The sequence below is a fragment of the Vitreoscilla sp. C1 genome, from assembly GCF_002951955.2.
In the GTDB taxonomy this organism is placed as follows: Bacteria; Pseudomonadota; Gammaproteobacteria; order Burkholderiales; family Neisseriaceae; genus Vitreoscilla; species Vitreoscilla stercoraria.
On record NZ_CP019644.2, the window covers coordinates 949,878 to 975,357 of the forward strand.

The 25,480-nt window shown below is 45.3% G+C and carries 19 protein-coding genes; 9 read left to right on the plus strand and 10 right to left on the minus strand.

The window, feature by feature from the left end:
- Positions 1-9 precede the first annotated feature (9 nt).
- Positions 10-1,737 carry an arginine--tRNA ligase gene (gene argS / locus ADP71_RS04695; RefSeq protein ID WP_019959048.1) on the plus strand — a complete coding sequence of 576 codons (1,728 nt, stop codon included), beginning with the start codon at positions 10-12 and terminating at the stop codon, positions 1,735-1,737.
- A 76-nt stretch (positions 1,738-1,813) separates the two neighbouring features.
- Here the strand turns inward: argS and ADP71_RS04700 are convergent, their stop codons facing one another.
- Positions 1,814-2,200 (minus strand): lysozyme inhibitor LprI family protein, encoded by a 387-nt coding sequence (locus ADP71_RS04700; RefSeq protein ID WP_019959049.1) that lies wholly within the window; start codon positions 2,198-2,200, stop codon positions 1,814-1,816.
- A 278-nt stretch (positions 2,201-2,478) separates the two neighbouring features.
- On the opposite strand from ADP71_RS04700, the gene ADP71_RS04705 reads away from it, so the two are divergent.
- The 4 genes from ADP71_RS04705 to ADP71_RS04720 all read left to right on the plus strand — a co-directional run bounded on the left by ADP71_RS04705 (position 2,479) and on the right by ADP71_RS04720 (position 5,543).
- Entirely contained in the window at positions 2,479-2,928 is a 450-nt protein-coding gene (locus ADP71_RS04705) for a tetratricopeptide repeat protein (protein ID WP_104931605.1), read from the plus strand.
- Positions 2,929-3,111: 183 nt separating this feature from the next.
- The gene (gene ygiD, locus ADP71_RS04710) at positions 3,112-3,954 is read left to right on the plus strand and encodes a 4,5-DOPA dioxygenase extradiol (RefSeq protein ID WP_237343043.1); all 843 of its coding nucleotides are present in this window, start codon (positions 3,112-3,114) and stop codon (positions 3,952-3,954) included.
- Positions 3,955-4,121: 167 nt separating this feature from the next.
- Entirely contained in the window at positions 4,122-4,556 is a 435-nt protein-coding gene (locus ADP71_RS04715; RefSeq protein ID WP_104931607.1) for an OsmC family protein, read from the plus strand.
- Between the two features lie 42 nt (positions 4,557-4,598).
- The gene (locus ADP71_RS04720) at positions 4,599-5,543 is read left to right on the plus strand and encodes a hypothetical protein (protein ID WP_019959053.1); all 945 of its coding nucleotides are present in this window, start codon (positions 4,599-4,601) and stop codon (positions 5,541-5,543) included.
- A 74-nt stretch (positions 5,544-5,617) separates the two neighbouring features.
- Here the strand turns inward: ADP71_RS04720 and ADP71_RS04725 are convergent, their stop codons facing one another.
- The 5 genes from ADP71_RS04725 to ADP71_RS04745 all read right to left on the minus strand — a co-directional run bounded on the left by ADP71_RS04725 (position 5,618) and on the right by ADP71_RS04745 (position 11,594).
- Complete coding sequence (locus ADP71_RS04725; RefSeq protein WP_019959054.1) at positions 5,618-6,598, minus strand: siderophore ABC transporter substrate-binding protein; 981 nt, start codon at positions 6,596-6,598, stop codon at positions 5,618-5,620.
- Between the two features lie 15 nt (positions 6,599-6,613).
- The gene (locus tag ADP71_RS04730) at positions 6,614-7,378 is read right to left on the minus strand and encodes an iron ABC transporter ATP-binding protein (RefSeq protein WP_019959055.1); all 765 of its coding nucleotides are present in this window, start codon (positions 7,376-7,378) and stop codon (positions 6,614-6,616) included.
- Complete coding sequence (locus ADP71_RS04735) at positions 7,369-8,322, minus strand: iron chelate uptake ABC transporter family permease subunit (RefSeq protein ID WP_019959056.1); 954 nt, start codon at positions 8,320-8,322, stop codon at positions 7,369-7,371. Before ADP71_RS04735 ends, ADP71_RS04730 begins: the two co-directional genes overlap by 10 nt.
- Positions 8,309-9,268: an ABC transporter permease gene (locus tag ADP71_RS04740; RefSeq protein WP_019959057.1), complete on the minus strand. Its 960-nt coding sequence runs from the start codon at positions 9,266-9,268 to the stop codon at positions 8,309-8,311. The genes ADP71_RS04735 and ADP71_RS04740 overlap by 14 nt, the downstream gene beginning before the upstream one ends.
- A 319-nt stretch (positions 9,269-9,587) precedes the next feature.
- A complete protein-coding gene (locus ADP71_RS04745) occupies positions 9,588-11,594 on the minus strand; it encodes a TonB-dependent receptor domain-containing protein (protein ID WP_171460929.1) in 2,007 nt (668 codons plus the stop codon).
- A 210-nt stretch (positions 11,595-11,804) separates the two neighbouring features.
- Here ADP71_RS04745 and ADP71_RS04750 point away from each other — a divergent pair, with 210 nt between their 5' ends.
- Entirely contained in the window at positions 11,805-12,590 is a 786-nt protein-coding gene (locus tag ADP71_RS04750; protein WP_104931611.1) for a hypothetical protein, read from the plus strand.
- A 234-nt stretch (positions 12,591-12,824) separates the two neighbouring features.
- Positions 12,825-13,265 (plus strand): hemoglobin Vhb, encoded by a 441-nt coding sequence (gene vhb, locus ADP71_RS04755; protein ID WP_019959060.1) that lies wholly within the window; start codon positions 12,825-12,827, stop codon positions 13,263-13,265.
- Positions 13,266-13,329: 64 nt separating this feature from the next.
- On the opposite strand, the gene uvrA is transcribed toward vhb, so the two are convergent.
- Positions 13,330-16,176, minus strand: coding sequence for an excinuclease ABC subunit UvrA (uvrA, locus tag ADP71_RS04760; RefSeq protein ID WP_171460930.1), 2,847 nt, complete (start codon positions 16,174-16,176; stop codon positions 13,330-13,332).
- 264 nt (positions 16,177-16,440) lie between these two features.
- Between uvrA and ADP71_RS04765 the strand changes: the two genes are divergently transcribed.
- Positions 16,441-17,577 (plus strand): FRG domain-containing protein, encoded by a 1,137-nt coding sequence (locus ADP71_RS04765; protein WP_237343054.1) that lies wholly within the window; start codon positions 16,441-16,443, stop codon positions 17,575-17,577.
- An 85-nt stretch (positions 17,578-17,662) separates the two neighbouring features.
- Here the strand turns inward: ADP71_RS04765 and hrpA are convergent, their stop codons facing one another.
- A complete protein-coding gene (gene hrpA, locus ADP71_RS04770) occupies positions 17,663-21,676 on the minus strand; it encodes an ATP-dependent RNA helicase HrpA (protein WP_171460932.1) in 4,014 nt (1,337 codons plus the stop codon).
- A 239-nt stretch (positions 21,677-21,915) separates the two neighbouring features.
- Here hrpA and ADP71_RS04775 point away from each other — a divergent pair, with 239 nt between their 5' ends.
- A complete protein-coding gene (locus tag ADP71_RS04775; protein WP_019959065.1) occupies positions 21,916-23,514 on the plus strand; it encodes a vWA domain-containing protein in 1,599 nt (532 codons plus the stop codon).
- Between the two features lie 103 nt (positions 23,515-23,617).
- On the opposite strand, the gene ADP71_RS04780 is transcribed toward ADP71_RS04775, so the two are convergent.
- Positions 23,618-24,832, minus strand: coding sequence for an NAD(P)/FAD-dependent oxidoreductase (locus ADP71_RS04780; RefSeq protein ID WP_019959066.1), 1,215 nt, complete (start codon positions 24,830-24,832; stop codon positions 23,618-23,620).
- Positions 24,833-25,059: 227 nt separating this feature from the next.
- Positions 25,060-25,407 carry a methyltransferase family protein gene (locus ADP71_RS04785; RefSeq protein ID WP_169708877.1) on the minus strand — a complete coding sequence of 116 codons (348 nt, stop codon included), beginning with the start codon at positions 25,405-25,407 and terminating at the stop codon, positions 25,060-25,062.
- Between the last annotated feature and the right edge of the window lie 73 nt (positions 25,408-25,480).

Here is a 25,480-nt window from a genome sequence, read left to right on the forward strand (position 1 = left end):
AAGAAAAATATGAATTTACATCAAACCGTATCTCAAGTGGTTCAGGACGCTTTCAACCAAGCTGGCTTGAACGAAGACGCGATTTTATTGCAGCCTGCGGGCAAGCCTGAATTTGGTGATTACCAAGTCAATGGTGTGATGGGGGCGGCCAAACGCCGCAAAACCAATCCGCGCGACTTGGCAACGCAAGTGGCGGCTTTTTTGGCTGCCAAACAAGACATTGTTGCATCGGCTGAAGTGGCAGGTCCGGGCTTTATCAATTTGCGTTTGAACAGTGCTTTTTTGAATCAAGCCTTACAGGCCGCTTTGAACGATGACAATTTAAATATCGTGCCTGTGGCGAACCCACAAACCATCGTCATTGATTATTCTTCGCCTAATTTGGCTAAGGAAATGCACGTTGGTCATTTGCGCTCAACCATCATCGGCGACAGCTTGAACCGTATTTTGACGCGTTTGGGTCACAAAGTGATTGCCCAAAACCATGTGGGTGATTGGGGTACGCAGTTTGGTATGTTGGTGGCGTATTTGGTCGAACAGCAAAAAACGGGCGATGCGGATATGGCTTTGTCTGATTTGGAAGGCTTTTACCGTGGCGCGAAAGTGCGTTTTGACGAAGATGAAGACTTTGCCAATTTGTCGCGCGATTATGTGGTGAAATTGCAAAGCGGTGACGACGCGGTTTTGGATTTGTGGCGTCAATTTGTCGCGTCTTCTATGGAGCATGCTGAAGAAGTGTATGCCAAATTGGGCGTTTTGCTCACGCCTGACGATGTCATCGGTGAGTCGGCGTATAACAATGATTTGCAGCCTGTCGTGGATGATTTGATGGCGCGCGGTTTGGCGGTGGCGTCTAATGGCGCTAAAGTGGTGTTTTTGCCTGAATTCAAAAACAAAGAAGGCGATGATGCCGCTTACATCGTGCAAAAAGCAGGTGGTGGTTTCTTGTATTCTACGACTGATTTGGCGACCATTCGCCATTCTGTGAGCGAATTCAATGCCGACCGTTTGTTATACGTGGTCGATGCGCGTCAGGCTTTGCATTTCCAACAATTGTTCACCACCGCGCGCAAAGCAGGTTATTTGCCTGAACACGTGGCGGCTGAACACATTGCGTTTGGTACGATGATGGGTGAAGACGGTAAACCGTTCAAAACCCGTGATGGTGGTACGGTCAAATTGATGGACTTGTTAAAAGAAGCCGAAGAGCGTGCGACGGCTTTGGTCAAATCTAAAAATACCGATTTGGCAGACGATGCTGCGGCACACATTGGTCATACGGTTGGTATTGGTGCCGTGAAATATGCCGATTTGGCCAAATCTCGCACATCAGACTATATTTTCAATTGGTCAACAATGTTGTCATTTGAAGGCAATACCGCACCATATTTGCAATATGCATATACTCGTGTACAAAGTGTGTTGCGCAAAGCGGCCGAGCAAAATGTGGCTGCGGGTCAAGTGCAAGTGGAAGCGTTTGCTGAGCAACAGTTGGCATTGGCATTGTTGCAATTTGAAGATGTGTTGACGCAAGTGGCGGACAGCGCTTACCCACATCATTTGGCAAGCTATTTATACAACGTAGCCACTTTATTCAGTCGTTTTTACGAGCAATGTCCGATTTTGAAAGCTGAGGGTGAGGTGTTGGCTTCTCGTTTGGCTTTGGCTCAATTGACTGGTCAAACCTTGAAGCAAGGCTTGGATTTGTTGGGCATTGAGGTATTGGACGTGATGTAAGCATTTATATGGCTTCAAAGCATAGAAAGTCATGAATCAAGCGGCCTGTAAATGTTTTACAGGCCGCTTGATGGTTTTAAAAACGCTTGTTTTTTTGCAACCATACACGCATGGTGAGCGCGCGTTCTTCGGTCCAATCAGCAAAACACGCATCACCAATTTGACCTGCACTGACCACCGCCTTGGCGACCAATTCATGGCAAACGTCATCGCGCTCTTGTAACCAAGCACGTTGTATTTGGCGCAAGGATTTTTGGCCTGTTTTGGATTGTTTTTTTAGCAAGGCTTGGTAGCTTTGGTTGAGGATACGGTCAAAATGTTGGTGTCGGATTTGGTTACATCTTTGCGCATCTTGAGCATATTGGGCTTTGGCATAGCATTCGGGGTCGTAAGTGGGTTGGGTATACGCTACTGCGCTGATTGTCATCAAAGCACCAATGAACCATACAGAAGTGAATTTCATACAAAACCTCTTGTGTCTTAAAATGGTTAGCCGCCTGACCAAAATACCATGCTGCAAGCTTAAATACTCAGTGTCAATGTGAAAAATTTGATTGTCTATTAAAATGATTACGATTGATTTTATCAAGATTTTTTAATTTATGGCTGAATTTTCAATTAAATAGGGTTATAATGCATTTAATTTAGATATTAATATTAATTTATTTATAAAAAGCGCTAACAGGCGCTTTTTTGTATTTTTAGGACAGTGTTGTGCATTTAAATCACGGGTTTTTGCTCATGTGTGTCAGTTATATTTTAATCATGTCTTCGCCTGCGGTGAAACTTCCCAATATTTCCGAATGGTTTGGAGAAGTGGCTGCTGTGCCTGAGCGCAATGATCGCAGCGTGCTCAATCCAAATAATTTTTACCGTGGTGAGGCGAATGTGGACAATCAAACATTGTTTTTGCACCAGCAACGTTATGCTCAATATGGCGATGCCCAAGCGCAATATAAATTAGGTATGGCGTATGAGCATGGTTTGGGTGTGGGTGTGGATGTGCAGCAGGCTTTGGCATGGTATGAAAAAAGTGCGGCACAATCGTTCCGTGCGGCACAATTGCGTTTGGCTTATGCTTATTATGATGGCAGCTTGGGTTTGAGTGCCAATGTGTTGCGTGCACAAGATTGGTTTGGTGAGGCTGGGGTACCTGATTGGTATCCCACTCGTTTAAGTCAAATGCATTGAGTCATTGATAAGATATTTTTGAAGCAGATTGTGATGAACAGAGTCTGCTTTTTATCGCCTGTCAGTCAAAGAAGGGGTTAATGGTTTCTTAGTTGGAAACGATTTGTCGCTGTATGGTGTCTGTTTTATTGGGCATGCTTGTTTTAAAATGAAGACATTCCATGATTGATGAAAGACACTGACATGAACAACTTACATGATTTATACCAAATGGGTCGCCATTTACCTGATACCGAAACCATGCCTGTGTTTTTCTTTGGTCATGGTACGCCGATGAATGCGTTGGAATTGAATGAATTTACACGTCAATGGCGACAAATTGGTGCCAATTTGCCTAAGCCTGCTGCGATTTTGGCCATTTCAGCGCATTGGCTGACACAAGGCGGCACCGCTGTTACCGCGATGAATCAGCCGCAAACCATTCATGATTTTGGTGGTTTTCCGAAAGCATTGTTTGACATGCAATATCCTGCTTTAGGACATGCCGGTTTGGTACAAGCAACCATTCAAAACATCAGTCTGACAAAAGTGCACGAAGACATGGAATGGGGTTTGGACCATGGGACTTGGAGTGTGTTGACGCATGTGTTTCCTGAGGCGGATGTGCCTGTGGTGCAATTGAGCATTGATTATAGCCAAAATGGCGCTTATCACATTGCTTTGGGTAAGCAATTGGCGGCTTTGCGTCGCAAAGGCGTATTGATTGTTGCCAGTGGCAATATGGTGCACAACTTGCGCATGATGAGCCGCACCGCACAATTGGATGAGGCTTTTGGTTTTGATTGGGCTTGGGAAGCGAACGATGTGTTCAAAGATTTGATTGTGCAGCGTGAGTATGAACGCCTAGCTAATTGGCAAAATTTGGGCGAGGCGGTGCGTTTGGCGATTCCGACACCAGACCATTATTATCCGATGCTATACGCTTTGGGTTTGCAAGAAGCGAATGATGAATTGAGTTTCTTTAATGACAAAGCGGTGATGGGTTCGTTGACGATGACATCGTTTAGGCTTGATGCTCGAGTTTGATATTGCAAATGATTTTAAGCGTCCTGTAAAGTTTACAGGACGCTTTTTTGTGGTGTTTATATCAATTTGAGATGGATAAAATACCGCTTAAAACACCTTGACTTGACTTATCTAGGATATGGAAATTATGGTGTACACATTCTAAACCCATAATGAGGGAGAAAAACATGACACATTCCGTCCAAGCACAATTATTGCAAGAAGCGTATCGCGTGCAATTGAGCAATGGTCAACATCAATGGTGGGTGGATGAGCCTGAGAATTTAGGTGGTGGCAATACAGCACCGAGCCCGATGGAAATATTGTTGTCGGCATTGGGTTCGTGTACGGCGGTGACTCTGAAAATGTATGCCGAGCACAAAGGTTGGGATGTACAAGATGTGCAAGTGGATTTGAGTTTGGTAGAAGCCGATAAAACGCAGCCTAAGCAAGCCCGTTTGATTGTGCGTCAGCTGCATATTACTGGCAATTTGGACGAGGCACAAAAAGCACGTTTGTTCAAAGTGGCTGAATCGTGTCCTGTGCACAAATTGTTGGTAGGTGAGATTCAGATTCAGACCATTTTGGAAGATGGCTTTGAAGGTTTAAAGCAAGCGACTTAAGCATTTACAGGCCGCTCATCAGGGTTTTGCAGAGGAACAACCATGAACAATATCATCAATATCCGTTCTTTGAGCAAACGTTGGTATCGTTATTGGCATCCATCGGAATGGCACCACAACGATAAAATTTGGCGTTATGTGGACATCCAACGCGATGAGCAAGGGCGTTTGTGCGAGATTTCTTGTTTGGGACAAGTGGTGGAACAAATTTCTTGGCAGACATTGCAAACTCGGCAGCAGCGGGAGTTGGTCATTGTGGGCAGCGGTTTATCTGCATTGAAAATCAATTGGGATATGTTGGTTGATGTGGATGTGTTGATGGTCAATGGGGCGGTGAGTTTGCTGGATGGACGGCCACACATTCAATGTCATTATTATATGGTGATTGATCAAGGTTTTGTCCAAGATCAAATGGCTTTGATGCAGCCGATTTTACAGCGGCCTGAAGTGGTGTTCATCACCACTGTATTTTGTTTGAATAAAGTGTATGAGTTGCTTGGGCGTGATGGTGTTAAGGCGCAAATATGTATTTTGGAAGAAAGACAAAAGCCGGTTTACCAAGCTAAGCCCAGTGCTGAGATGTTGTACCAAGACAGTTTGCTTCATCCTGAACAATTGTATTGGCAAGCACATACTGCGATTGGTTTTGGTTTGGATATACAACGTGGCTTTGTGGGTGGTGGGACGGTGGTGTATCCCGCGTTGCAATGGGCTGCGGCGATGGCTTATCGGCGGGTTTTTTTGGCAGGCGTGGACATGAAACATTTTCATCAGCCCCGTTTTTATGAAACCGAACACAACCGTTTGCCCACCAAATTGGATGCGGATTTCAAAACAGTGATTGAACCTTCTTTTGCTTTGGCGGCAGTGTTGTTGCAAGCAAAAGGCATAGAGTGTTTGAATTTGTGTGTAGACAGTGGTTTGGGGGATGATATTTTCCAGCGTGTGGATGGGAATCACTATTGTGCCACCTCTATTGCCGCTTAGTTCTTTGTAAAATGGTCTTAAAAAAGCGTCCTGTAAATATTTACAGGACGCTTTTTTTGCTGCAAAACAGTGAATTATTTCACCACGTTTTGCACTTCAACAATCATTTCTTGCATTGCATTCAAACCGCCGTTCATCAAATACCAATTGTTGGTATTCAAATACACGATTTTACCGTCTTTAAACGCTTTGCTTTGTTTGATGATGTCATTGTTCATCGCCGCTTCTGCGCCGCCTGTTTTACCTGTTACAGATGCAGCACGGTCTAACACGAATAAGTAGTCAGGATTTTTTTCGGTGATGAATTCATAAGAAATGCTTTGGCCGTGGGTGCCGACTTTGATGCTAGGGTCAACAGGTGTGAAACCCATTTTTTCATGAATCAAACCAAAGCGAGAACCTGCACCAAAAGCCATTAATTTGTCGTTGTTGACCAACACAATCAAAGCGGTTTTGCCTTGGGTTTTGGCGGCAATTTCAGAAACTTGAGTCTCTAAAGTTTGCAATTTTTGTTCTGCTTCTGCTGTTTTGCCAACCACTTTAGCAATATTCAAAGTTTGCTCTTTGAAGCTAGGCCAGTAATTGGCCGTATCGATGTGGTATTGGTAGGTTGGGGCAATTTGTTTGAAGCTGTCGTTTTGTTTTTCCAAACGGTCAGCGCTGATAATCAATTCAGGTTGGTTGGATGCCAAAGTTTCCAAATTGATGTTGTTGACCGCACCAAAATCGATGTATTTGCCATTTTTAAAGCTGTCCAAGCTCGATGGTACATTCGATGCCAATGGCAAACCGATGATTTTGTCGGTAGCGCCCAAAGCCATCAATGTGTCGATGGTGGTGTAATCCAATGCGGCGATGCGTGCTACGTTGGCAGGCACAAGCGTTGTACCCAATTTACCTTGCAATTGAATTTGCTGTGCGGATGCCGTGTTGCTGGCGGTTGCTGGTGCAGAAGCTGCTGCAGTAGTATTCGCAGTTTGTTCGGTGTTGCCGCCGCAAGCACTCAAAGCGACAGCGACTGTGGCTGCCAATAAAGCAGGAATCAAGCGTTTCATTTATTCAATCCTTTGTTAAGCAATAAAATACAAACCCAAACGGTGTTCGTCGATTTGATGCACAGGCATGTGAAAGCCAAAAATGGCTTCCAATTGTTCGCTGCTCATCAATTGTTCTGAGGTGCCTGAAAAGACCAAACGGCCTTGTTGCATGGCGAAAATGTGGTCGGAATAAACGGAGGCAAAATTGATGTCGTGAATCACCACTACCACGGTTTTGCCTTTGTCACGGCACAATTGATGCAACACGCGCATGATTTGCGCTGAGTGTTTCATGTCCAAATTGTTTAAAGGTTCATCGAGCAAGATGTATTCTGTGTCTTGTGCCAATACCATCGCAATGAACGCGCGTTGGCGTTGGCCGCCAGACAATTCATTCAAATAACGTGTGCGCAATTCACCCAAATCCATATAAGCAATCGCCTCATCAATGAAACGCTTGTCTTCGGCATTCAGGATGCCTTGAGAATAGGGAAAACGACCAAACGCCACCAAATCTTCCACCGTCAAACGCAAACCCACATGATTACTTTGTTTTAAAATCGCCAATTTGCGGGCAATCTCACGGCTGTGAATGTGGCTGATGTCGGCACCATCGAGCAAAATTTTGCCCGAATCGGCGCTGAGCAAGCGACTCATCATGCCCAATACGGTAGATTTGCCCGCACCATTGGGGCCAATAAATGATGTTACCTTGCCTTTGGGAATGGACAGGCTGACATCGTCAACCACGGTTTTGTCGCCGTAGCGTTTGTTTAAATGGGAAATGTCTATTGCCATTGTTTATTCGCTTTTAAAAGCAACCAGAAGAAATACACGCCACCGACAAAATTGATGATGACATCCAACTCAGTTTTTAAATTCAAGCCGTGAAACACGATGCTTTGACCGACTGCCAACACGCACACGCTGACCAAAATCATGGCGGGAAATAAGATGCGATGGCGAAAAGTGGGCAGCCATTGTAATGTTAAATTCAAGACTAATAAGCCAAAAAAGAACATAGGCCCTACCAACGACGTCGCAGTAGCCAGCAAGATGGCCATCAAAATCATCACTTTTTTGCTGAATGATTCGTAAGCAATGCCTAAGTTGATGGCAGTATCACGACCTAAAGTTAGCACATCGAGTTGTCGTGATAAGCTGAAACTGTATAGCGTAATGGGAATGACGATGGCCGCTGCCAAAGTCAAAACAGTGGTATCCACACGATTGAAACTGGCAAAACCTGCGTCTTGCGCAATTTGAAATTCGCTTGGATCCATCAACATGCCTAAAAACATATTGCTGCTGGAAAACAGCGACATGCAAATCATGCCGACCAATAACAAGAAAAAGACGTTCTCTTTGCCTTCTTTGAAGAACATTTGGTATAAGAGCAAGGCAAAGCCTACCAAAGTCAAACAGCCAAACACAAATTGTGCGACCACATTCATACTCATTAAGGCGCTGGCACCAAAAAAGAACACAAAAGCGGTTTTGGCCAAGACGTATAAAAATTCCAAGCCTAGCGATGACGGTGTGACAATGCGATTATTGGAAACGGCATGAAACAATAATGTTGCCACGCCCAAAGCCATGCCAGTGATGACCATGGCTGCGATGGTTTTGAGGCGCAATTGCACCACAAATGGCGTCATTTGTGTGTTGTTCCAGAAGAAATAGCCTGCTAAAACCACAGCGGTGAGTATGAGCAAGCCGATTAAACGTTTAGATTCCGCCATGACGGTACCTCTTGAGTAACATGGCTAAGAATACAGCGCTGCCAATCACGCCCATCATCAAGCTGACTGAAATTTCATAGGGATAAATCACCACCCGACCAATGATGTCACACACCAATACCAACAAAGCACCCACCACCGCTGTATGCGGCAAAGTCAGCTTCAAATTATCGCCCAAATACAAAGCCACCAAATTGGGAACAATCAAGCCCAAAAACGGAATGGAGCCGACTGTGACGATGACCACTGCGGTGACAATGGACACCAATGCCAAACCCAAATTGAGTGTGCGTTTGTAATTCAAACCCAAATTGGTCGCAAAGTCTTCGCCCATACCTGCCAGTACAAAACGTTGTGCATACAAATAAGCAAAAATCAAAGCAGGTACGCTTAAAAACAAGGTTTCGTAGCGACCGCTCAAAACGCTGGAAAAGTCGCCTTGTAGCCAAGCATTGATGTTTTGCAGCAAATCAAATTGCAAGGCAAAAAATACCGTAATAGCGCTGATGATGTTACCAAACATCATGCCAACCAAAGGCACAAAAACTGTATCACGGTGTTTTAAGGTGTTTAAAATGGCCATGAAAATCAAAGCACCGACGAAGGTAGTGGCGATTGCCAAAGATGTTTGCAACCAGCCTGTGGCAGCGGGTAACATAATTAAGGCGAGTAAGACACCGAACCTTGCCGAATCTTCTAAGCCTGCGGTGGTGGGCGAGACAAAGCGGTTGCGGCTTAAACTTTGTAAAATCAAACCAGAAACGCTTAAGCTTGCGCCTGCAATGAGAATGGACAATAAGCGTGGCAAGCGGCTTTGGGTGAATAAAAGCCAATCTTCAGGCCGCCCCGCCAGCAAACCCGATAAGCTGACATTGCCCACACCAATGAAAATGGATGTTATGCCAAGTAAGAAGGTAAGCGGAAGTAAAAAACGCAGTTTCAACATGGTTTGCCCTTAACTCGACTTGTACCAAGCCGCTAATGTGGGCAAATGAATCGCAGTGAAAATCAAGATAGCCTCAATAGATGAACCCGAACTGTGCGTGAACATTGAGCGGGGCAATAACAGATAATGAAAACAATCTGAATATCAAAGCCTTGTATTGGGCTCAATGGTCGCTGCGTGGATAGGGCTGGTTTCTAATTAATAATCGTTCTCATTATAGCGCAGCTTTGCCGCTTAGCCTAGACAAGAAATAAATCAAATCAGTATTGTTTCAATGTTTACAGGACGCTTGAAGCGTCCTGTAAACATTGTGGCTTACTTAAAAGCGATAAGACACGGTGGCTTTGATATTGCGACCCATTTCATAGTCGGTCAATGGATTCAAAGGGTCTTGTTGGCGTGCGCTTTGTGAGACATAGAATTTGTCAAACACATTGTACACACCCAAGCTTGTTTCCAAGCCTTTGAAGCTGCCGCTTTGTGGTTTCCAATGCACGCTGATGTCGCTGATGCCGTAACCGGGTTTTTCTGCATTGTAGCTGGTGTAACGGCGTTGGAAGGTTGAATCCCATTGTGCGCTGATGCCTGTGCCAATCCAGTCATATGCCAAAGACACATTCCATTTGGCACCCATGTCGCGGCCAATGGCGGTGTTGTTGGCAGAAATGCCATCATACAAATCAATGTCAGATTTGCTAAAACCAACACTTGTGCGCCAGTTTTCGTAACGGTAACGTGCGCTCGCTTCAAAACCTGTGATGTCGCCTGAGCCGATATTTTTGCGGTCTAAGCTGTTGCGTGGACCTGAAACCGAGATGATGTTGTCGTAGTTGGCTTGGAAGTATTTCACCTGCAAACTCAAATCGTCGTCACCCAATAATTGGCTTTTGCTGTATGACAAGCCGATTTCTTTGTTTTTGCCTTTTTCCGCTTCCAAAGTGTTCAAATCGGTGTTGTTGGCATAAGACAAGAACATGGCGTTCATTGTGTCAGGTGCGCGGAACAAGTCGGTGTAAGAAGCGTAAGCTTTCAGGCCGTTGTCAAATTGGTAAGCAATTTCCAATGCTTTGCTGACATTGTCATAGTCACGAGAGCCGCTCACAGGGTTTTCTAAACGGTAATGGTCGTAACGCAAACCCGGTGTCACGCTGAAATTGCCCACATTCAAACGGTCTTCGACATACACAGAATGCAAGCGTCCGCTTTCGCCTTGGCTGATTTTGCCCGTGTAAGCATCTTGTTTTTGGTTTTCAGTGTCAAAAAACTCATAACCGACACGCATGTTGTGATTGACTGAGCCTGTATCGAAAACCGATGTGTTGGTCAAGGTGCCGCCAACGGTTTCAATTTCCAATTTGGACAACCAATTTAAAGCACTCACGCCAACGTATTTTTGGGCATCTTTACCGTTATTCAATTGGATTTTGGTGCGATAAATCTTCGCTTCCAAATCGATCCATTCGTTGGCAGCTGGATTGTAAGCATAGCCCAAGGTTTGGGTGTCGCGGGTGTATTCTTGATCAATCAAAGGGTTGAATTGATTGCTGTTCAAATCATTGTGTGGAAATTCCATGCGCGCAGGATACAGGCCGCTCAAATCATTGCGTTCGGCTGACACCGTGATTTTTTGTTCAGGCGTGATGTTCCAGCCCGCTTTAATCAAATAATCGATTTCTTCGCCATCGCCGCCTAAAGGACGGTTGTCGCCTGATTCACCCAAATTCATCGATTTGTAGTTGACATAACCCAATACGTCGGTGTTGTCTGTTGGGCGACCAAAGAGCATGACTGAGTTTTGCCATTGGTTATTATTGGTGGCGTAGCTGGATTTGACTTTGCCGCCAAAGCGTTCTTCATTGTTCAATAAATCTTCAGCGCTGACGGTGGTAAATTGTACCGCCCCGCCCAAAGCACCCATGCCCGCAGACACCGAATGACTGCCAACATCCACGTTCACACGTTTGATCAAATCGGTATCAATTAAGGTGCGGCCATTGTGATGGAAAATGGTGCCCAATTGGCGCGCGCCATCGACGGTGATATTCAAACCTGTTTCGCCAACGCCGCGCACTTGGATTTGCTGGTTCATGTTGTTGGTGCCACCGACGTAAACACCGGGAATGTCACGCAATACATCACGAATGCTGTCGGCTTGGCGCACGCTGACTTTATCGCTGTTGATTTGTGAAGGCGATTGATTGGCCGTGACAGTGATAGCACCTAAATCGGTATCGTTGTCAGAGGCGGCATCGTTTGCATAAACAGAAGTGCTTAAGCCTAAAATTAAAAATGCGATGGGGCGCAAAGAAGTAGAGAAACGGGACATGGTCGGACAAACTTGTTTGGGAATCAAAAGAGGACATTATTCTAATACAGATGATAATAATTTTCATTTTAAAAAATTGATAGTGTGTATAAATGGTTTCAAAATGTTGTGACTCAGCTGGTTTGTTGACACGAATAACTGCCGATGGGAACGTTTCAATGTTATATTCGTCATGCGTATTGTATATAGGTGACGGATAAGGGCGGCAAGTTGGTTAATTTTTATCATTTATTGGGCGTGGGTGTGTATGCACCAACTGAAACCATCGCAACCATGATTAAGCTCAAACGCTTGCAAAACCAAATACCTGTGGAGGTATTGGATAAGGCAGAGGTGTGGTTGCTCAATACGGATATGCGTCAGCGTTATGACAGCAAACTGCGTCAAAAACAGCCTGATGTCTTTATGCAAACGGCAGCAACTTCACGCCAAACACCATCGCAAGCGGTGTTGGAGCGTCCTGTCAATGCGCAAGCGGCCAAACCACGAAAAGTAGGGCGTTGGTATTTGTTAGGATTGATTGTTGTGCTGGCTGCGTTGTGGTATGCGTTCACATCGCCATTATTGGGTTTGGTGACACCTGCGTCTTGGCAAGCTATCGGGCTGAAAGAATTACAAACCGAGGCGCAATGGCATCGCACGCCACAAGCTTTGTATTTGACTGAGCAACAGCATGAGCCGCAATGGTTGTGGGTATGGCAACAAGATGGCAGCTTGGCTTTGATGCCTTTGGAGCATCAAACGACAGTTTGTGCGGCAGAGCAAACCGAATGTCGCATTACCGTTCAATTGGGTGATGAGAAACCTCAAACTTATCCTGTTCAAGCGACCGAACACACATGGAAGTTGCAATCGCCTGCCGATACAGTGGCTTTGTCATTGCGTTTGCAACAAGAGCAGCGCATGACCATTACTTGGCAAGACCAAGAGCGACCTGCGGTGTTTCAGGCCGCTGTGTTTCCAAGTGAGTTTTTGGTGGATGGCGCCACTCAATAAATGGTCATTGTGAGCATGATGTCAAAACGCCCATTAAGGGCGTTTTTTATAGCAGCAACATAAATAGTTTCAGCCATTAAATTCAATGTGAAAAAGCTTACAGGACGCTGGGGTTAAAAGTATTTGAGTTTTGATGTGGATTAAGTTTTAAGAGGCAATAAAGATTATAATAAGTGCTGCTACACCATACTGATGTATGGCAAAACCATAATAATGAACTTAAGGAAGACCCTCATGTTAGACCAGCAAACCATTAACATCATCAAAGCCACTGTTCCTGTATTGAAGGAGCATGGCGTTACCATTACCACGACTTTTTATAAAAACTTGTTTGCCAAACACCCTGAAGTACGTCCTTTGTTTGATATGGGTCGCCAAGAATCTTTGGAGCAGCCTAAGGCTTTGGCGATGACGGTATTGGCGGCAGCGCAAAACATTGAAAATTTGCCAGCTATTTTGCCTGCGGTCAAAAAAATTGCAGTCAAACATTGTCAAGCAGGCGTGGCAGCAGCGCATTATCCGATTGTCGGTCAAGAATTGTTGGGTGCGATTAAAGAAGTATTGGGCGATGCCGCAACCGATGACATTTTGGACGCGTGGGGCAAGGCTTATGGCGTGATTGCAGATGTGTTTATTCAAGTGGAAGCAGATTTGTACGCTCAAGCGGTTGAATAAAGTTTCAGGCCGCTTTCAGGACATAAAAAACGCACCATAAGGTGCGTTTTTTTACGTCTGATATTTACACAGCAGCAGTTTGGCTGTTGGCCAAAACTTGGGACAAATATTGCCCTGTGTAAGAGCCCGCCGTTGCTGCGACGTCTTCAGGTGTGCCTTGGGCAATGATGCGTCCGCCACCATCGCCACCTTCAGGACCCAAATCAATGATGTAATCGGCGGTTTTGATGACATCTAAATTGTGTTCGATGATGACGATGCTGTTGCCTTTGCCTTTTAAGCGTGTGATAACTTCTAGCAATAAAGCGATGTCGGCAAAATGCAAACCTGTGGTTGGTTCATCCAAAATGTACAAAGTGCGGCCTGTATCGCGTTTGGACAATTCCAATGCCAATTTCACCCGTTGCGCTTCACCGCCTGATAATGTGGTCGCGCTTTGACCCAAACGCACATAACTCAAACCCACATCCATCAAAGTTTGTAATTTGCGTGATAAGGTGGGAACGGCTTCAAAAAAAGCATGCGCTTCGGCAACCGTCATTTCCAATACTTGGTGAATGTTTTTGCCTTTGTACAAAATTTCCAAAGTTTCACGGTTGTAGCGTTTGCCGTGGCAAACCTCACACGGTACATACACATCGGGCAAGAAATGCATCTCTACTTTTAAAACGCCATCGCCTTGACACGCTTCGCAGCGGCCGCCTTTGACGTTGAACGAGAAGCGACCGACGTTGTAACCGCGTTCACGTGAAACAGGCACGCCTGCAAACAATTCACGAATCGGTGTGAATACACCTGTATAGGTTGCAGGGTTGGAGCGGGGCGTGCGTCCAATTGGGCTTTGGTCGACATTGATGACTTTGTCCAATTGCTCCAAGCCTTGAATCTCGGTATAAGGCGATGGCTCGTCTTTGGTGGCACGGTTCAAATCACGCGCGGCGATTTTGGCCAAAGTATCGTTGATCAAAGTCGATTTGCCGCTGCCTGACACGCCAGTGATGCACGTCATCAAACCTAAGGGCAATTCCAAAGTCACATCTTTTAAGTTGTTGCCCGAAGCACCTTTCAATACCAACATGCGTTCTGCATCTTTGGGCGTGCGCTGTGCCGGAATGTAAATCGCTTCTTTGCCGCTTAAATAGCGTCCTGTAATCGATTGCTCGCATGCGGCGATTTTTTCAGGTGTATCGGCAATCAGTACCGCGCCGCCCAATTCACCTGCGCCAGGACCCATATCCACCACATAATCGGCCGCACGAATGGCATCTTCGTCATGTTCGACCACAATCACACTGTTGCCCAAATCACGCAAATGTTTGAGCGTGCCAAGCAAACGGTCGTTGTCACGTTGGTGCAAACCAATAGACGGCTCATCCAAGACGTACATCACGCCAGTTAAACCCGAACCGATTTGGCTGGCCAAGCGAATGCGCTGCGCTTCGCCGCCTGATAAGGTTTCAGCAGAGCGGGCGAGTGACAAATAATTCAAGCCGACATTGATTAAAAAGCCTAAGCGTTCGGTGATTTCCTTCAAGACTTTTTCGGCAATTTGCTGTTTGTTGCCGCCCAAATCCAAGTTTTGGAAAAAATCCAAAGTTTTGCTCAAAGGCCATGCGCTGATATGGTGTAAATTTTCGCCACCGACATACACAAAGCGGGCTTCTTTGCGCAAACGTGCGCCGCCACAAGTGGTACAAGCGCGGAAGCTTTGGTATTTGGCCAATTCTTCACGCACCGTTTGCGAATCGGTTTCACGGTAACGGCGTTCTAAATTGGGAATCACGCCTTCAAAAGCGTGGCTGCGGTTGAATGTTGTGCCTTTGTCATTTAAATATTTGAATTCAATGACTTCTTTTCCTGAGCCATATAACACCGCTTTTTGGGTGGTTTTAGGCAAATCTTCCCAAGGTGTATTGATGTCAAAATCATAATGCTTGGCCAAAGACACAATCATTTGATGGTAAAACTGATTGCGTTTGTCCCAACCTTTGATAGCACCTGCTGCCAAAGACAATTCCGGATGAATGACCACTGCCTCTTCATCGAAATACATCATTGTCCCTAAGCCATCACAAGTGGGGCAGGCACCAACAGGATTATTGAAACTGAATAAGCGTGGCTCCAACTCCATCAAGCTGTAAGCACATTTCGGACAAGCAAATTGCGCTGAAAACCAATGTTCAACATCGGTGTCCATTTCCAAAGCCAATACCCGATCGCTACCATGGCGCAATGCTGTTTCGATGCTTTCAGCCAAGCGTTGTTGCATATCAGGACGCACTTTGATGCGGTCTATCACCACATCAATATGGTGTTTTTGATTTTTATTCAGGACGGGCAATTCATCGTCTAAAGAATAAGTGGTGCCATCAATGCGCACACGCGTGAAGCCTTGCACGCGCAAATCATTGAACAGTTCGACAAATTCGCCTTTGCGTCCTGAAACCGCAGGTGCCAACAACATGATTTTGGTGTCTTCAGGCAATGCCAAAATACTGTCGACCATTTGCGAAACGGTTTGGCTAGACAAGGCGATATCATGCTCAGGACAATGTGGTGTGCCAACACGAGCAAACAACAAGCGCAAATAGTCGTGGATTTCGGTGACAGTACCAACAGTCGAGCGTGGATTGTGCGAAGTGGATTTTTGTTCGATGGAGATTGCAGGCGAGAGGCCTTCAATCAAGTCCACATCGGGTTTGTCCATCATTTGCAAAAACTGACGCGCATAAGACGACAAACTCTCGACATAGCGGCGTTGGCCTTCGGCATACAAAGTATCAAACGCCAGTGAGGACTTGCCACTGCCCGATAAGCCTGTGATGACCACCAATTGGTGGCGTGGAATGTCCAAGTCGATGTTTTTTAAGTTGTGCGTGCGTGCGCCGCGTATGCGGATGTAGTCGGTCATGGCGTGACGTTTCTGTCCTAGGGGAAACCGAACATTATAGCATTTTTTGCTTTGGTTTTAGAGGGCTAAAGTGTTTTTATTGGTTATGAATCTGAAGCTTTTAAAGTATCTAGCAAATCTTTACAGGACGCTTGGTTGATTGAGTTGGTACAAGATAAAAAATGACAATATACTGAATGCAGTCAAAATAGAGGGAAATCATTCACCATGCAAGAAGACAATCAATATATTCATATAGAAGAAGTTAAAAGTGTTTCTGACTATATGAAGTATTTGGAAAAATTAGACATTCAAGCTTCTGAAACCTTGTGTTTTCGAGGCAGTGGCGATGCATCATGGGAAAATATTCCGTCTATTTACCGTGATGAAAAATTCATTTCAAATGAAGACCACATTTACTATGACATGCTGTCCCGTTGTTCTGATGATTTCAAGCATTGTGACAACACGTTTGACAACTTGGTCATGATGCAACATTACGGCGTGCCAACACGCTTATTGGACATTACAGAAAATCCATTGGTGGCGTTGTATTTTGCGTGTGCTGATGATGAAAAAGTGAATGCGGATGCTAAGGTAGATATTTTTAAAATTGACAATTCTGCAATCAAACGCCATGACAGCGATACAGTGGCGATGTTGGCGAATTTGGTGAAAATGCCGAGTGATTTTGATTTGGAGGAAATGAAATTTTTTTTAGAGATAAAAATTTTAAGCAAGCGACAGGATTTTGACCAGATAGAGATGGGTCAATTAGTGTCTTGTTTAAGTAAAATCCAATACAGAATTGAGTCGCGTATTGATGAAGAAAAATCGATATTAAATGATTCATATGGAGAATATATTCCTGATGAATACATTAATTTTCTTGAATGTTATCAAAGGCAAATCTCACAATTTTTAGAAAAAGCAATCAGTCGCAGCGGTGATGATTTTTTTCAATTTTTAAATGAGATTAATGAGTTTATTAAAGGTTTTTACCTTACGCAAGACTCTAATGGCTTGTTTAATTATGCTAAACAAAAGGCAAGGTTTTTAAAGTATCAACATTTTATTCAATCTGAAAAGCCTTATTTTAATGGTGATTTAATGCAACCGAATGACTTAAGTAAAGTGATTTGTGTCAAACCCAAGCAAGACAATCCACACATCATCCGCCAAAGTGGTGCATTTTTCATATTTGGTGTGGGCAGTCGGATGCATAATAAATTGACCACGCCTAATATTCCTGTAGATTATCTGTATCGACAAAACGGTAAAAAAGTCACCATTCACATTCCAAAAGATAGCAAAGTTACTATCATCAAACAATTAGAAGCCCTTGCCATTTCCGCAGGCACTTTGTTTACCGATATCGACAAAGTCGCCGCAGACATTAAAAACAAATACCGTACCCAATAAAATCAAGCGTCCTGTAAACCCTTTACAGGACGCTTGTTTATCTTTCAAACCCAAATGAATGAGTCAATTGAAGTTTACAGGACGCTTATTTCACCACGCGCGTTAATTCGCTCCACAGTTTTTGCAAACGCTTCACCGACACAGGATAAGGCGTTTTCAGTTCTTGGGCGAACAAAGACACACGCAATTCTTCGATGTGCCAACGGAATTGTTGCAATGCAGGGTTGATGTCTTGATTGTTGCGCTTTAACGCATCCAGATGTTGTTGCCATTGTTGGGTTAAGGCTTGAATATCCCGCTCACGCTCGGCATCGCGCGCCATATTGGCGCTGTATTTGTCCATGCGCAAATTCATGGCTTTCAAATAGCGCGCCAAATGTGGCCATTGGCTCCAAGGCGTTTGGCTGGCAAAACCATCGTAAATCAAGCTGTTTAATTGCGTTTGCAAAACATGTTTCAAAGGGTGTTTTTGCAAACGTTGTATTAAGGGCGCATATTCTTGTGCCACATCCAACAAATATTGGTTCAAAGCCTCTTTTACCGCAGGCAAACGGCTGCGCGCGCGTTTGATTTGCTCTTTGAAATCTTTTTCGTCCCGCGGCAAATCATCATCGCCAATAAACGCCCGTTGGCAAACAGCGCGAGTGATGTCTTCACGCAAAGCATCCACACCCAAATGTTTGAGCAACATCGCCACTTGCGTGAACGAGGCCAAACCTTTGTTCAAATCTTTGATATGTTCTTTTAATTGGCGGCTCATCAATGCAATCACACCATCAAAATGCGCTTGTTCGGCAGCCAAAGCGGTGTCGAACAATTTCAAGGCAATGCTGGCATCGCTTTGTATTTGCAAGCCTAAAAAGCCGGTCAATTGTTGTTTGCCACGGGCAAATTTAATCGAATCGGGTAGTTTGCCAATGGTCCAATTGGTGATATGTTCTTTTTCAAATTCGTTGGCGTTGTCGCTAAAAGTGATTGCAGCGGCGTGACCGAGTTTTTGTTGCAAAGCGAGCCAATCTCGACCTATGCCCAATTCTTGCCCGCCATCGTCAATCACGCGAATATTGAAATAACAATGGTTTGGTAATTCAGTTTGTGCCCACGCATCAAAATCAATTTGTTCTAAAATACGCACATCGCCCGCCTCACGCACGATAAATTGTGCCAATTGCGGCAAAATTGCTTCGTTTTGATTCGGTTCTCGTGCCAAAAAGCGGGTGATAAAATCAGGCACAGGCACGCACACGCGTCGCACTTGCTTAGGCAAAGCCTTAATCAATAATTGCAATTTTTCACGTATCAAACCTGCAACCAACCATTCCAATTGCACCGCATCCAAACGATTGAGTACAGGCAAAGGTACCGTCATGGTCACGCCGTCCAAAATATGGTGCGGCTCAAAGCGATAAGTCAATTTGAATGCGCCGTCCGCAGTTTTGTAGGTTTTGGGAAATTGCGCATCGGTAATGTGAGAAGCGGAATGCTGCATCAAATCATCACGGCTTAAATACAAACTTTGCTCATCGCCATATTGTTTGAGCCATGCATGAAAAGAGGCGGCATCGACAATGGGATACGTTTTTTTGCCGCTGACATATGTTTCAGGAATGTGTTGCTCATAAAAATCAAACAACACTTCATCGTCCACCAACACGTCTTGGCGGCGTGATTTGTGCTCCAAATCGGCAATGTCTTTGATAAGTTTGGCATTGTGTTTGAAAAAAGCGTCCTGAAAGTTCGCGTCTTGCGCCACCAAAGCACCTCGAATGAACAATTCACGCGCTTCTTGTGGTGCGATACGCCCGTAGCTGACCAAACGGCGCGGCAACACAGTCAAACCGTACAAAGTCACGCGTTCGGAGGCCAACACTTCGCCACGCTCTTTGGACCAATGAGGCTCAAAATAGTGTTTTTTGACCAAATGTGGCGCTTCGATTTCGATCCATTCTGGATTGATTTTCGCCACATCACGCGCATACAGCTTGGTCGTTTCGGTCAATTCCGCCGCCATCACCCATTTTGGTTTGGCTTTGAACAAATTGGAGGCTGGGAACAAATGAAAACGGCTGCCACGCGCGCCTTGATACTCGTGGCTTTCAGGCGATTTCAAACCCACTTGCGCAATCAAACCTGTGAGCAAAGCACGGTGGATTTGGTCATAACTGGCTTCCGCGCCGCCGTGTTGCAACATTTTGTGTTGCGTTTTGGCGTCGACTGCATGTTCATTTTTATTGGTTTTATAAGCAGGTTTGTGACTTCTGTCAGGAGCGGCCTGAATGTTAATGGTTTTATCGCTGTGCACCATTTCTTTGGGCAATAAATCCAAATCACGGGCAGTTTGTTGTAATTGTTGGTGCAGTTCACGCCATTCACGCATGCGTGGCACACTCAAAAAGTGTTGCTGCAAAATTTGCATGGTTTGCTTGTAAGATTTTTGTGCACGCGTGCTTTGGAAAAATTCCCACAAATACAAATACGATAAAAAATCGGATTCTTTGTCTTTGAAGCGTTCGTGCATTTTATCTGCCGCTTCACGGGCTTCAAACGGGCGTTCGCGTGGGTCTTGTATCGACAAAGCCGACACAATAATCAGCATTTCCGGCATACAATTGAGGCGTTTGGCTGCAAGCATCATGCGTGCGATTTTGGGGTCGACAGGCAGTTTTGCCATTTGTTCGCCCAACTTGGTCAAGCGGTTGTTTTCACCCACTGCACCCAATTCCAATAACACCTGAAAACCATCGTTAATATAACGTTGATCGGGCGCTTGCAAAAATGGAAACGCTGCCACATCGCCCAAATTCAAGCTGACCATGCGCAAAATCACCGCTGCCAAATTGGAGCGCAGAATTTCCGGATCGGTATATTCAGAACGGGTATTGAAATCTTCTTCAGAATATAAGCGTATCGCCACACCTGCGGCAACCCGTCCACAGCGTCCTGCACGTTGGCGTGCGGCCGCTTGAGAAATTTTTTCCACATGCAATTGTTCAACTTTGGCGCGCGCTGAATAGCGTTTGACCCTTGCCAAACCTGTGTCGACCACAAAGCGGATGCCCGGTACAGTGAGCGATGTTTCAGCGATATTGGTGGCTAAAATCACCCGACGACGTTGACCGTTGGGATGGAAAATTTGGTGTTGCTCTTGCGCAGACAAACGTGCAAACAAAGGCAATACATCTAAGTTGCGGCGATTGCCTTTGCGCAAGGCTTCGGCTGCTTCGCGGATGTCTTTTTCACCTGCTAAAAACACCAAAATGTCGCCATCTCCCAAACGGCACAATTCGTCCACCGCATCGACAATGCCATCCATCAGCGTCATGTCTTCTTCGTCTTCGTTGGCATCGTCGCCCAGCGGCCTGTAACGCATTTCAATCGGGAATGTGCGGCCTGAAACCTCAATCACAGGGGCTTTTTTACCGTTGATGGCAAAGTGTTCGGCAAAGCGTTCTGAATCGATGGTGGCTGAGGTGATGATGATTTTCAAATCAGGGCGGCGCGGCAACAAATTTTTCAAATAGCCGAGCAAAAAATCAATGTTGAGGCTGCGTTCGTGCGCTTCGTCAATGATGATAGTGTCATACTGGGTCAAGTAGCGATCGGTTTGGGTTTCGGCGAGCATAATGCCGTCGGTCATCAATTTGATGTGGCTTTCAGGACGGGTTTTGTCGTTAAAACGCACTTTGTAACCGACTGCTTGGCCAATTTCCGAACCCAATTCTTCAGCAATGCGTTCTGCCACTGCACGCGCAGCCAAACGACGCGGTTGCGTGTGACCAATCAAACCTGCCACGCCACGACCCAATTGCAAACAAATTTTTGGCAATTGTGTGGTTTTGCCTGAACCCGTTTCACCTGCCACAATCACCACTTGATGCTTAGCAATGGCGGCTTTGATGTCGTCCAATTTGTCATGTACGGGCAAATTTCCCGTATAACTTGGCTTAGGCAAAGTGGCGAGACGTGCCAAAAAGCGTTCGTGCGACCGTGCGTATTTTTGTTCTACTGCGGCTTGTCCACCAAATTTTTCAGGGTGTTTACAAGCTTGCTGTAAAAAATGACGGTCGCGGCTGAGGGTTTGTTTCAAATCAAATGACATAAGGTGGCTTATTGCTATTAAGGCTGGATAGATGGGGATTAGGTGGCACAATTCAAAGCACCGACAACACATTTGCTATTTTAACCGTTGTCATCCAATTTGTCTGTGTTGTTGTGTGAGCTTTGGGTTTTGAAATTTGGGTGAAATGACCGTGAAATCATTGGAGATGTGGCTTTTAAGGTTTATATTCTATACAACACATATCCCAATCACCTTTTTAAATTTAAAGGAGTGGCAGCATGCATATCAAAATATCATCGTTTTTGGTGGTCAGTGCGTTATTAAGTGGTTGTGGTGGCAACCCTGCACATCAGCTATCCACATCAGCGCAATCTGAAACCATGGCTCGTAACTTGGCACCACAAGCGATTCATGCTGCTGCCGCACCTTATATGCCAGAAGTGGCAACCGCATCGGTTCAAGACACCGAACGTTATGGTGAATTGGTAGACAATCCTGTTAAAGAGGTCAGTCGCGAGCCCATTTCCACTTTCAGTGCCGATGTGGACACAGGTTCTTATGCCAATGTGCGGCGTTTTTTAAACCAAGGACAATTGCCGCCAAAAGATGCTGTGCGAATGGAAGAATTGATCAATTATTTTCCATTGGATGCCAAATTGACGGCACACAAACCACATCCTTTTGCGTTGGAAACGGAAGTGGTGGATTCGCCTTGGTTACAGGACGCTAAAGTGTTGCGCATCGTGATGCAAGCACAAGAGCAGAAAAAAGAAGCCATGCCGCCTGCCAATTTGGTATTTTTGGTCGATGTGTCAGGCTCAATGGATGACAACAACAAATTGCCGTTGGTGAAGCAAACTTTGCGTTTGTTGACCGAGCAATTGCGACCGCAAGACAAAGTGACTTTGGTGGCGTATGCCAGTGGCACACAAGTTCACATCAGTGGTGCCAATGGTCGGGATAAAAACGACTTGCTCAAAGCGATAGACCAATTGCGTGCCAGTGGCAGTACGGCTGGAGCGGACGCGATGGAGGTGGCGTACAAACAAGCGCAAAAACACCATATTAAAGACGGCATCAATCGCATTTTGATGATGACAGATGGCGACTTTAATGTGGGTACGGTGGATTTTAATACCTTAAAAAGCCGTGTCGAGCAGCAGCGTAAAAGTGGCGTGTCTTTGACCACTTTGGGTTTTGGTACGGGCAATTACAATGAGCATTTGATGGAACAAATGGCCGATGCTGGTGATGGCAATTACGCTTATATTGACAATGAAAAAGAGGCCAAAAAAGTGTTGCAACAGCAGTTGACCTCGACTTTGTCGACAGTGGCATCTGATGTCAAAATTCAAGTGGAATTCAATCCTGCCACGGTGTCACAATACCGCTTGATTGGTTATGAAAACCGTTTGCTCAAGCAAGAAGATTTTAATAATGACAACAAAGATGCAGGTGACATTGGTGCAGGGCATACGGTGACGGCTTTGTATGAGTTTGTGCCACAAGGCGTCAAAGGTTGGCTCAATACTTCGCGCTATCAAAACCCTGCGCCATCCCAAGGCGATAAAGCAGAATATGCCCATGTGAATGTGCGTTACAAACCAGTGGGAAAATCCACCAGCGTGTTGCTAAGCCGTCCTGTACTCGTGAGCAGCAAAGCCTTAGCACAAGCCAGCAACGACACCCGTTTTACCATTGCGGTGGCCACTTATGGACAATTGTTGCGTGGCGGTGACATGGTGGGCAAACGCACATGGTCGGATGCGTCTACATGGGCGAAAGAGGCTAAAGGCAAGGATGAGTTTGGTTTGCGCCAAGAATTGGTGGAATTGATTGGCAGGGCGCAAAATTTATCTGCCAACCAAGCCAATTGAAATCAGCCTTCATCATCTTAAGGCCGTATATAATATGTATTTGAAATAGCAAACAACAAGCGTCCTGTAAATATTTACAGGCCGTTTGTTGCAGATTAAAAGCTTATTGGGCGGCAATGGCTTGGGCAGCCAAAAAGCCGGTTGTCCACGCATTTTGGAAGTTAAAGCCGCCAGTGATGGCATCGATGTCCAAGACTTCGCCTGTGAAATACAGATTTTCATGCAATTTGCTTTGCATGGTTTTGAAGTTGATTTGTTTCAAAGCCATGCCACCTGCGGTGACAAATTCTTCCTTGAAAATGCTTTTGCCATGGATTTGAAACGTGCATTGCGTCATTTGTTCGGCCAATTGTTGCAATTGTTTTTTGTTGGCGTCTGCCCAAATTAAGGTTTCGGCAATGCCAGATGCTTGCACCAAGCTGTGCCACAAGCGGTTAGGAATGTGGTGTTGTGGGTATTTGCTGATGGTTTTTTTCGGATGCTCTTGTTTGAATGCCAACAATTCTTCGATGATTTCATCATGTGTATATTCTGCCGTCCAATTAACAACCAACTCAAATTGATAATTCACATCGGCCAACGCCCGCGCGCCCCAAGCCGACAAGCGCAAAATCGCAGGACCGCTCATGCCCCAATGGGTAATCAACAATGGACCTTTCGCTTGCAAGTTTTGCCCTTTGATTTTGACATTGACTGGGTTGGCAGCCACGCCCATTAAGTCTTGCAAGCGTTTGTCTTTGGTATTGAACGTGAACAAAGATGGCACAGGTGGCACAATGTCATGTTCCAATGTCGCCATCATTTCCCACACTTTGGGATTGCTGCCTGTGGCGACCACCACCTTTTGGGCGCTGAACAAGCCTTTATTGCTCATCAATTGCCACACGCCTTCTTGTTGGTACAGACTGTGAACGGTGGTGCTGGTTAATACTTGTGCGTTTTGAGTCGCTTTAATCAAGCAATCAATGATGGTTTGTGAGTCGTCTGACTCTGGGAAAATGCGCCCATCTTCTTCAATTTTCAAACGCACGCCACGGTTTTCAAACCACGCCATCGTGTCGCCTGTACAAAACGAATGAAACGGGCCTTTCAATTCGCGTTCGCCACGCGGGTAAAACTTGGTCAATTCATTCGGTACAAAACACGCATGCGTCACATTACAACGGCCACCGCCCGAAATTTTGACTTTGGACAAAACGTCTTTGCCGCGCTCTAAAATGGCGATGCTCAAATCAGGTCTGAGCTCAGCCAATTGAGCCGCTGCAAAAAATCCCGAAGCGCCGCCGCCGATGATGATGGTGTCAAAATGTTGTGACATGTGTGTAAAAACCTTTGTGAATGGACTGGCCATATTTGAAACAATGAGAAAGGCGTATTTTACGTTTGTTTGGCATCGGTGGCTAAGGTTTATTCCGTTTTGTGAGCCAGTTGCGGTGAAATTTTCGATTGAAATATGGATTTTGAAACGCTGGTGTTGCGGGCATTGAGTATGTGCATGGGTCTTTTAAGCGTCCTGTAAACGTTTACAGGACGCTTAAAGAGGCATTAAAGCCAACGGCGGACTCGTTGACAATATTGTTGAAAAGCATCTTGAAACTTGATGTTTAAAAAACGCTCTTCAGGCAGGATTTGAAAATAAGTCAGATACGCTATGAAAAATGGCAGCCATAAAATGGCGAAGGCATGTGCCAAATACACCAACCAAGCCAGTAAAATCAAGCCAAAGCCAACATACATGGGATTGCGAGTTCGCCTATAAATGCCAGTTTGCACCAAATGTGCGCTGGTTTCAGGTTGCCAAGGATTGACGGTGGTCTGATGGCGTTTGAATGCAATCACGCCCGCTGCAATGAATGCCAGACCCATAAAGGCGATGAGGCTGCACAGCATCATATGCAGCCAATGTGTAGAGGGCGTTTGAACAATTTGGGCAGCCGGAAAAAGCCACGCGAGCCCATAAGCGCCG

Excerpts from the sequence above, each read along its gene's own strand:
- uvrA (WP_171460930.1), bottom strand. The coding sequence starts at position 16,176 with ATGACCGACTACATCCGCATACGCGGCGCACGCACGCACAACTTAAAA.
- ADP71_RS04745 (WP_171460929.1), bottom strand. The coding sequence starts at position 11,594 with ATGTCCCGTTTCTCTACTTCTTTGCGCCCCATCGCATTTTTAATTTTA.
- argS (WP_019959048.1), top strand. The coding sequence starts at position 10 with ATGAATTTACATCAAACCGTATCTCAAGTGGTTCAGGACGCTTTCAAC.
- ADP71_RS04700 (WP_019959049.1), bottom strand. The coding sequence starts at position 2,200 with ATGAAATTCACTTCTGTATGGTTCATTGGTGCTTTGATGACAATCAGC.
- ygiD (WP_237343043.1), top strand. The coding sequence starts at position 3,112 with ATGAACAACTTACATGATTTATACCAAATGGGTCGCCATTTACCTGAT.
- ADP71_RS04780 (WP_019959066.1), bottom strand. The coding sequence starts at position 24,832 with ATGTCACAACATTTTGACACCATCATCATCGGCGGCGGCGCTTCGGGA.
- ADP71_RS04735 (WP_019959056.1), bottom strand. The coding sequence starts at position 8,322 with ATGGCGGAATCTAAACGTTTAATCGGCTTGCTCATACTCACCGCTGTG.
- vhb (WP_019959060.1), top strand. The coding sequence starts at position 12,825 with ATGTTAGACCAGCAAACCATTAACATCATCAAAGCCACTGTTCCTGTA.
- ADP71_RS04715 (WP_104931607.1), top strand. The coding sequence starts at position 4,122 with ATGACACATTCCGTCCAAGCACAATTATTGCAAGAAGCGTATCGCGTG.
- ADP71_RS04775 (WP_019959065.1), top strand. The coding sequence starts at position 21,916 with ATGCATATCAAAATATCATCGTTTTTGGTGGTCAGTGCGTTATTAAGT.
- ADP71_RS04785 (WP_169708877.1), bottom strand. The coding sequence starts at position 25,407 with ATGATGCTGTGCAGCCTCATCGCCTTTATGGGTCTGGCATTCATTGCA.
- ADP71_RS04725 (WP_019959054.1), bottom strand. The coding sequence starts at position 6,598 with ATGAAACGCTTGATTCCTGCTTTATTGGCAGCCACAGTCGCTGTCGCT.
- hrpA (WP_171460932.1), bottom strand. The coding sequence starts at position 21,676 with ATGTCATTTGATTTGAAACAAACCCTCAGCCGCGACCGTCATTTTTTA.
- ADP71_RS04740 (WP_019959057.1), bottom strand. The coding sequence starts at position 9,268 with ATGTTGAAACTGCGTTTTTTACTTCCGCTTACCTTCTTACTTGGCATA.
- ADP71_RS04720 (WP_019959053.1), top strand. The coding sequence starts at position 4,599 with ATGAACAATATCATCAATATCCGTTCTTTGAGCAAACGTTGGTATCGT.
- ADP71_RS04765 (WP_237343054.1), top strand. The coding sequence starts at position 16,441 with ATGAAGTATTTGGAAAAATTAGACATTCAAGCTTCTGAAACCTTGTGT.
- ADP71_RS04705 (WP_104931605.1), top strand. The coding sequence starts at position 2,479 with ATGTGTGTCAGTTATATTTTAATCATGTCTTCGCCTGCGGTGAAACTT.
- ADP71_RS04730 (WP_019959055.1), bottom strand. The coding sequence starts at position 7,378 with ATGGCAATAGACATTTCCCATTTAAACAAACGCTACGGCGACAAAACC.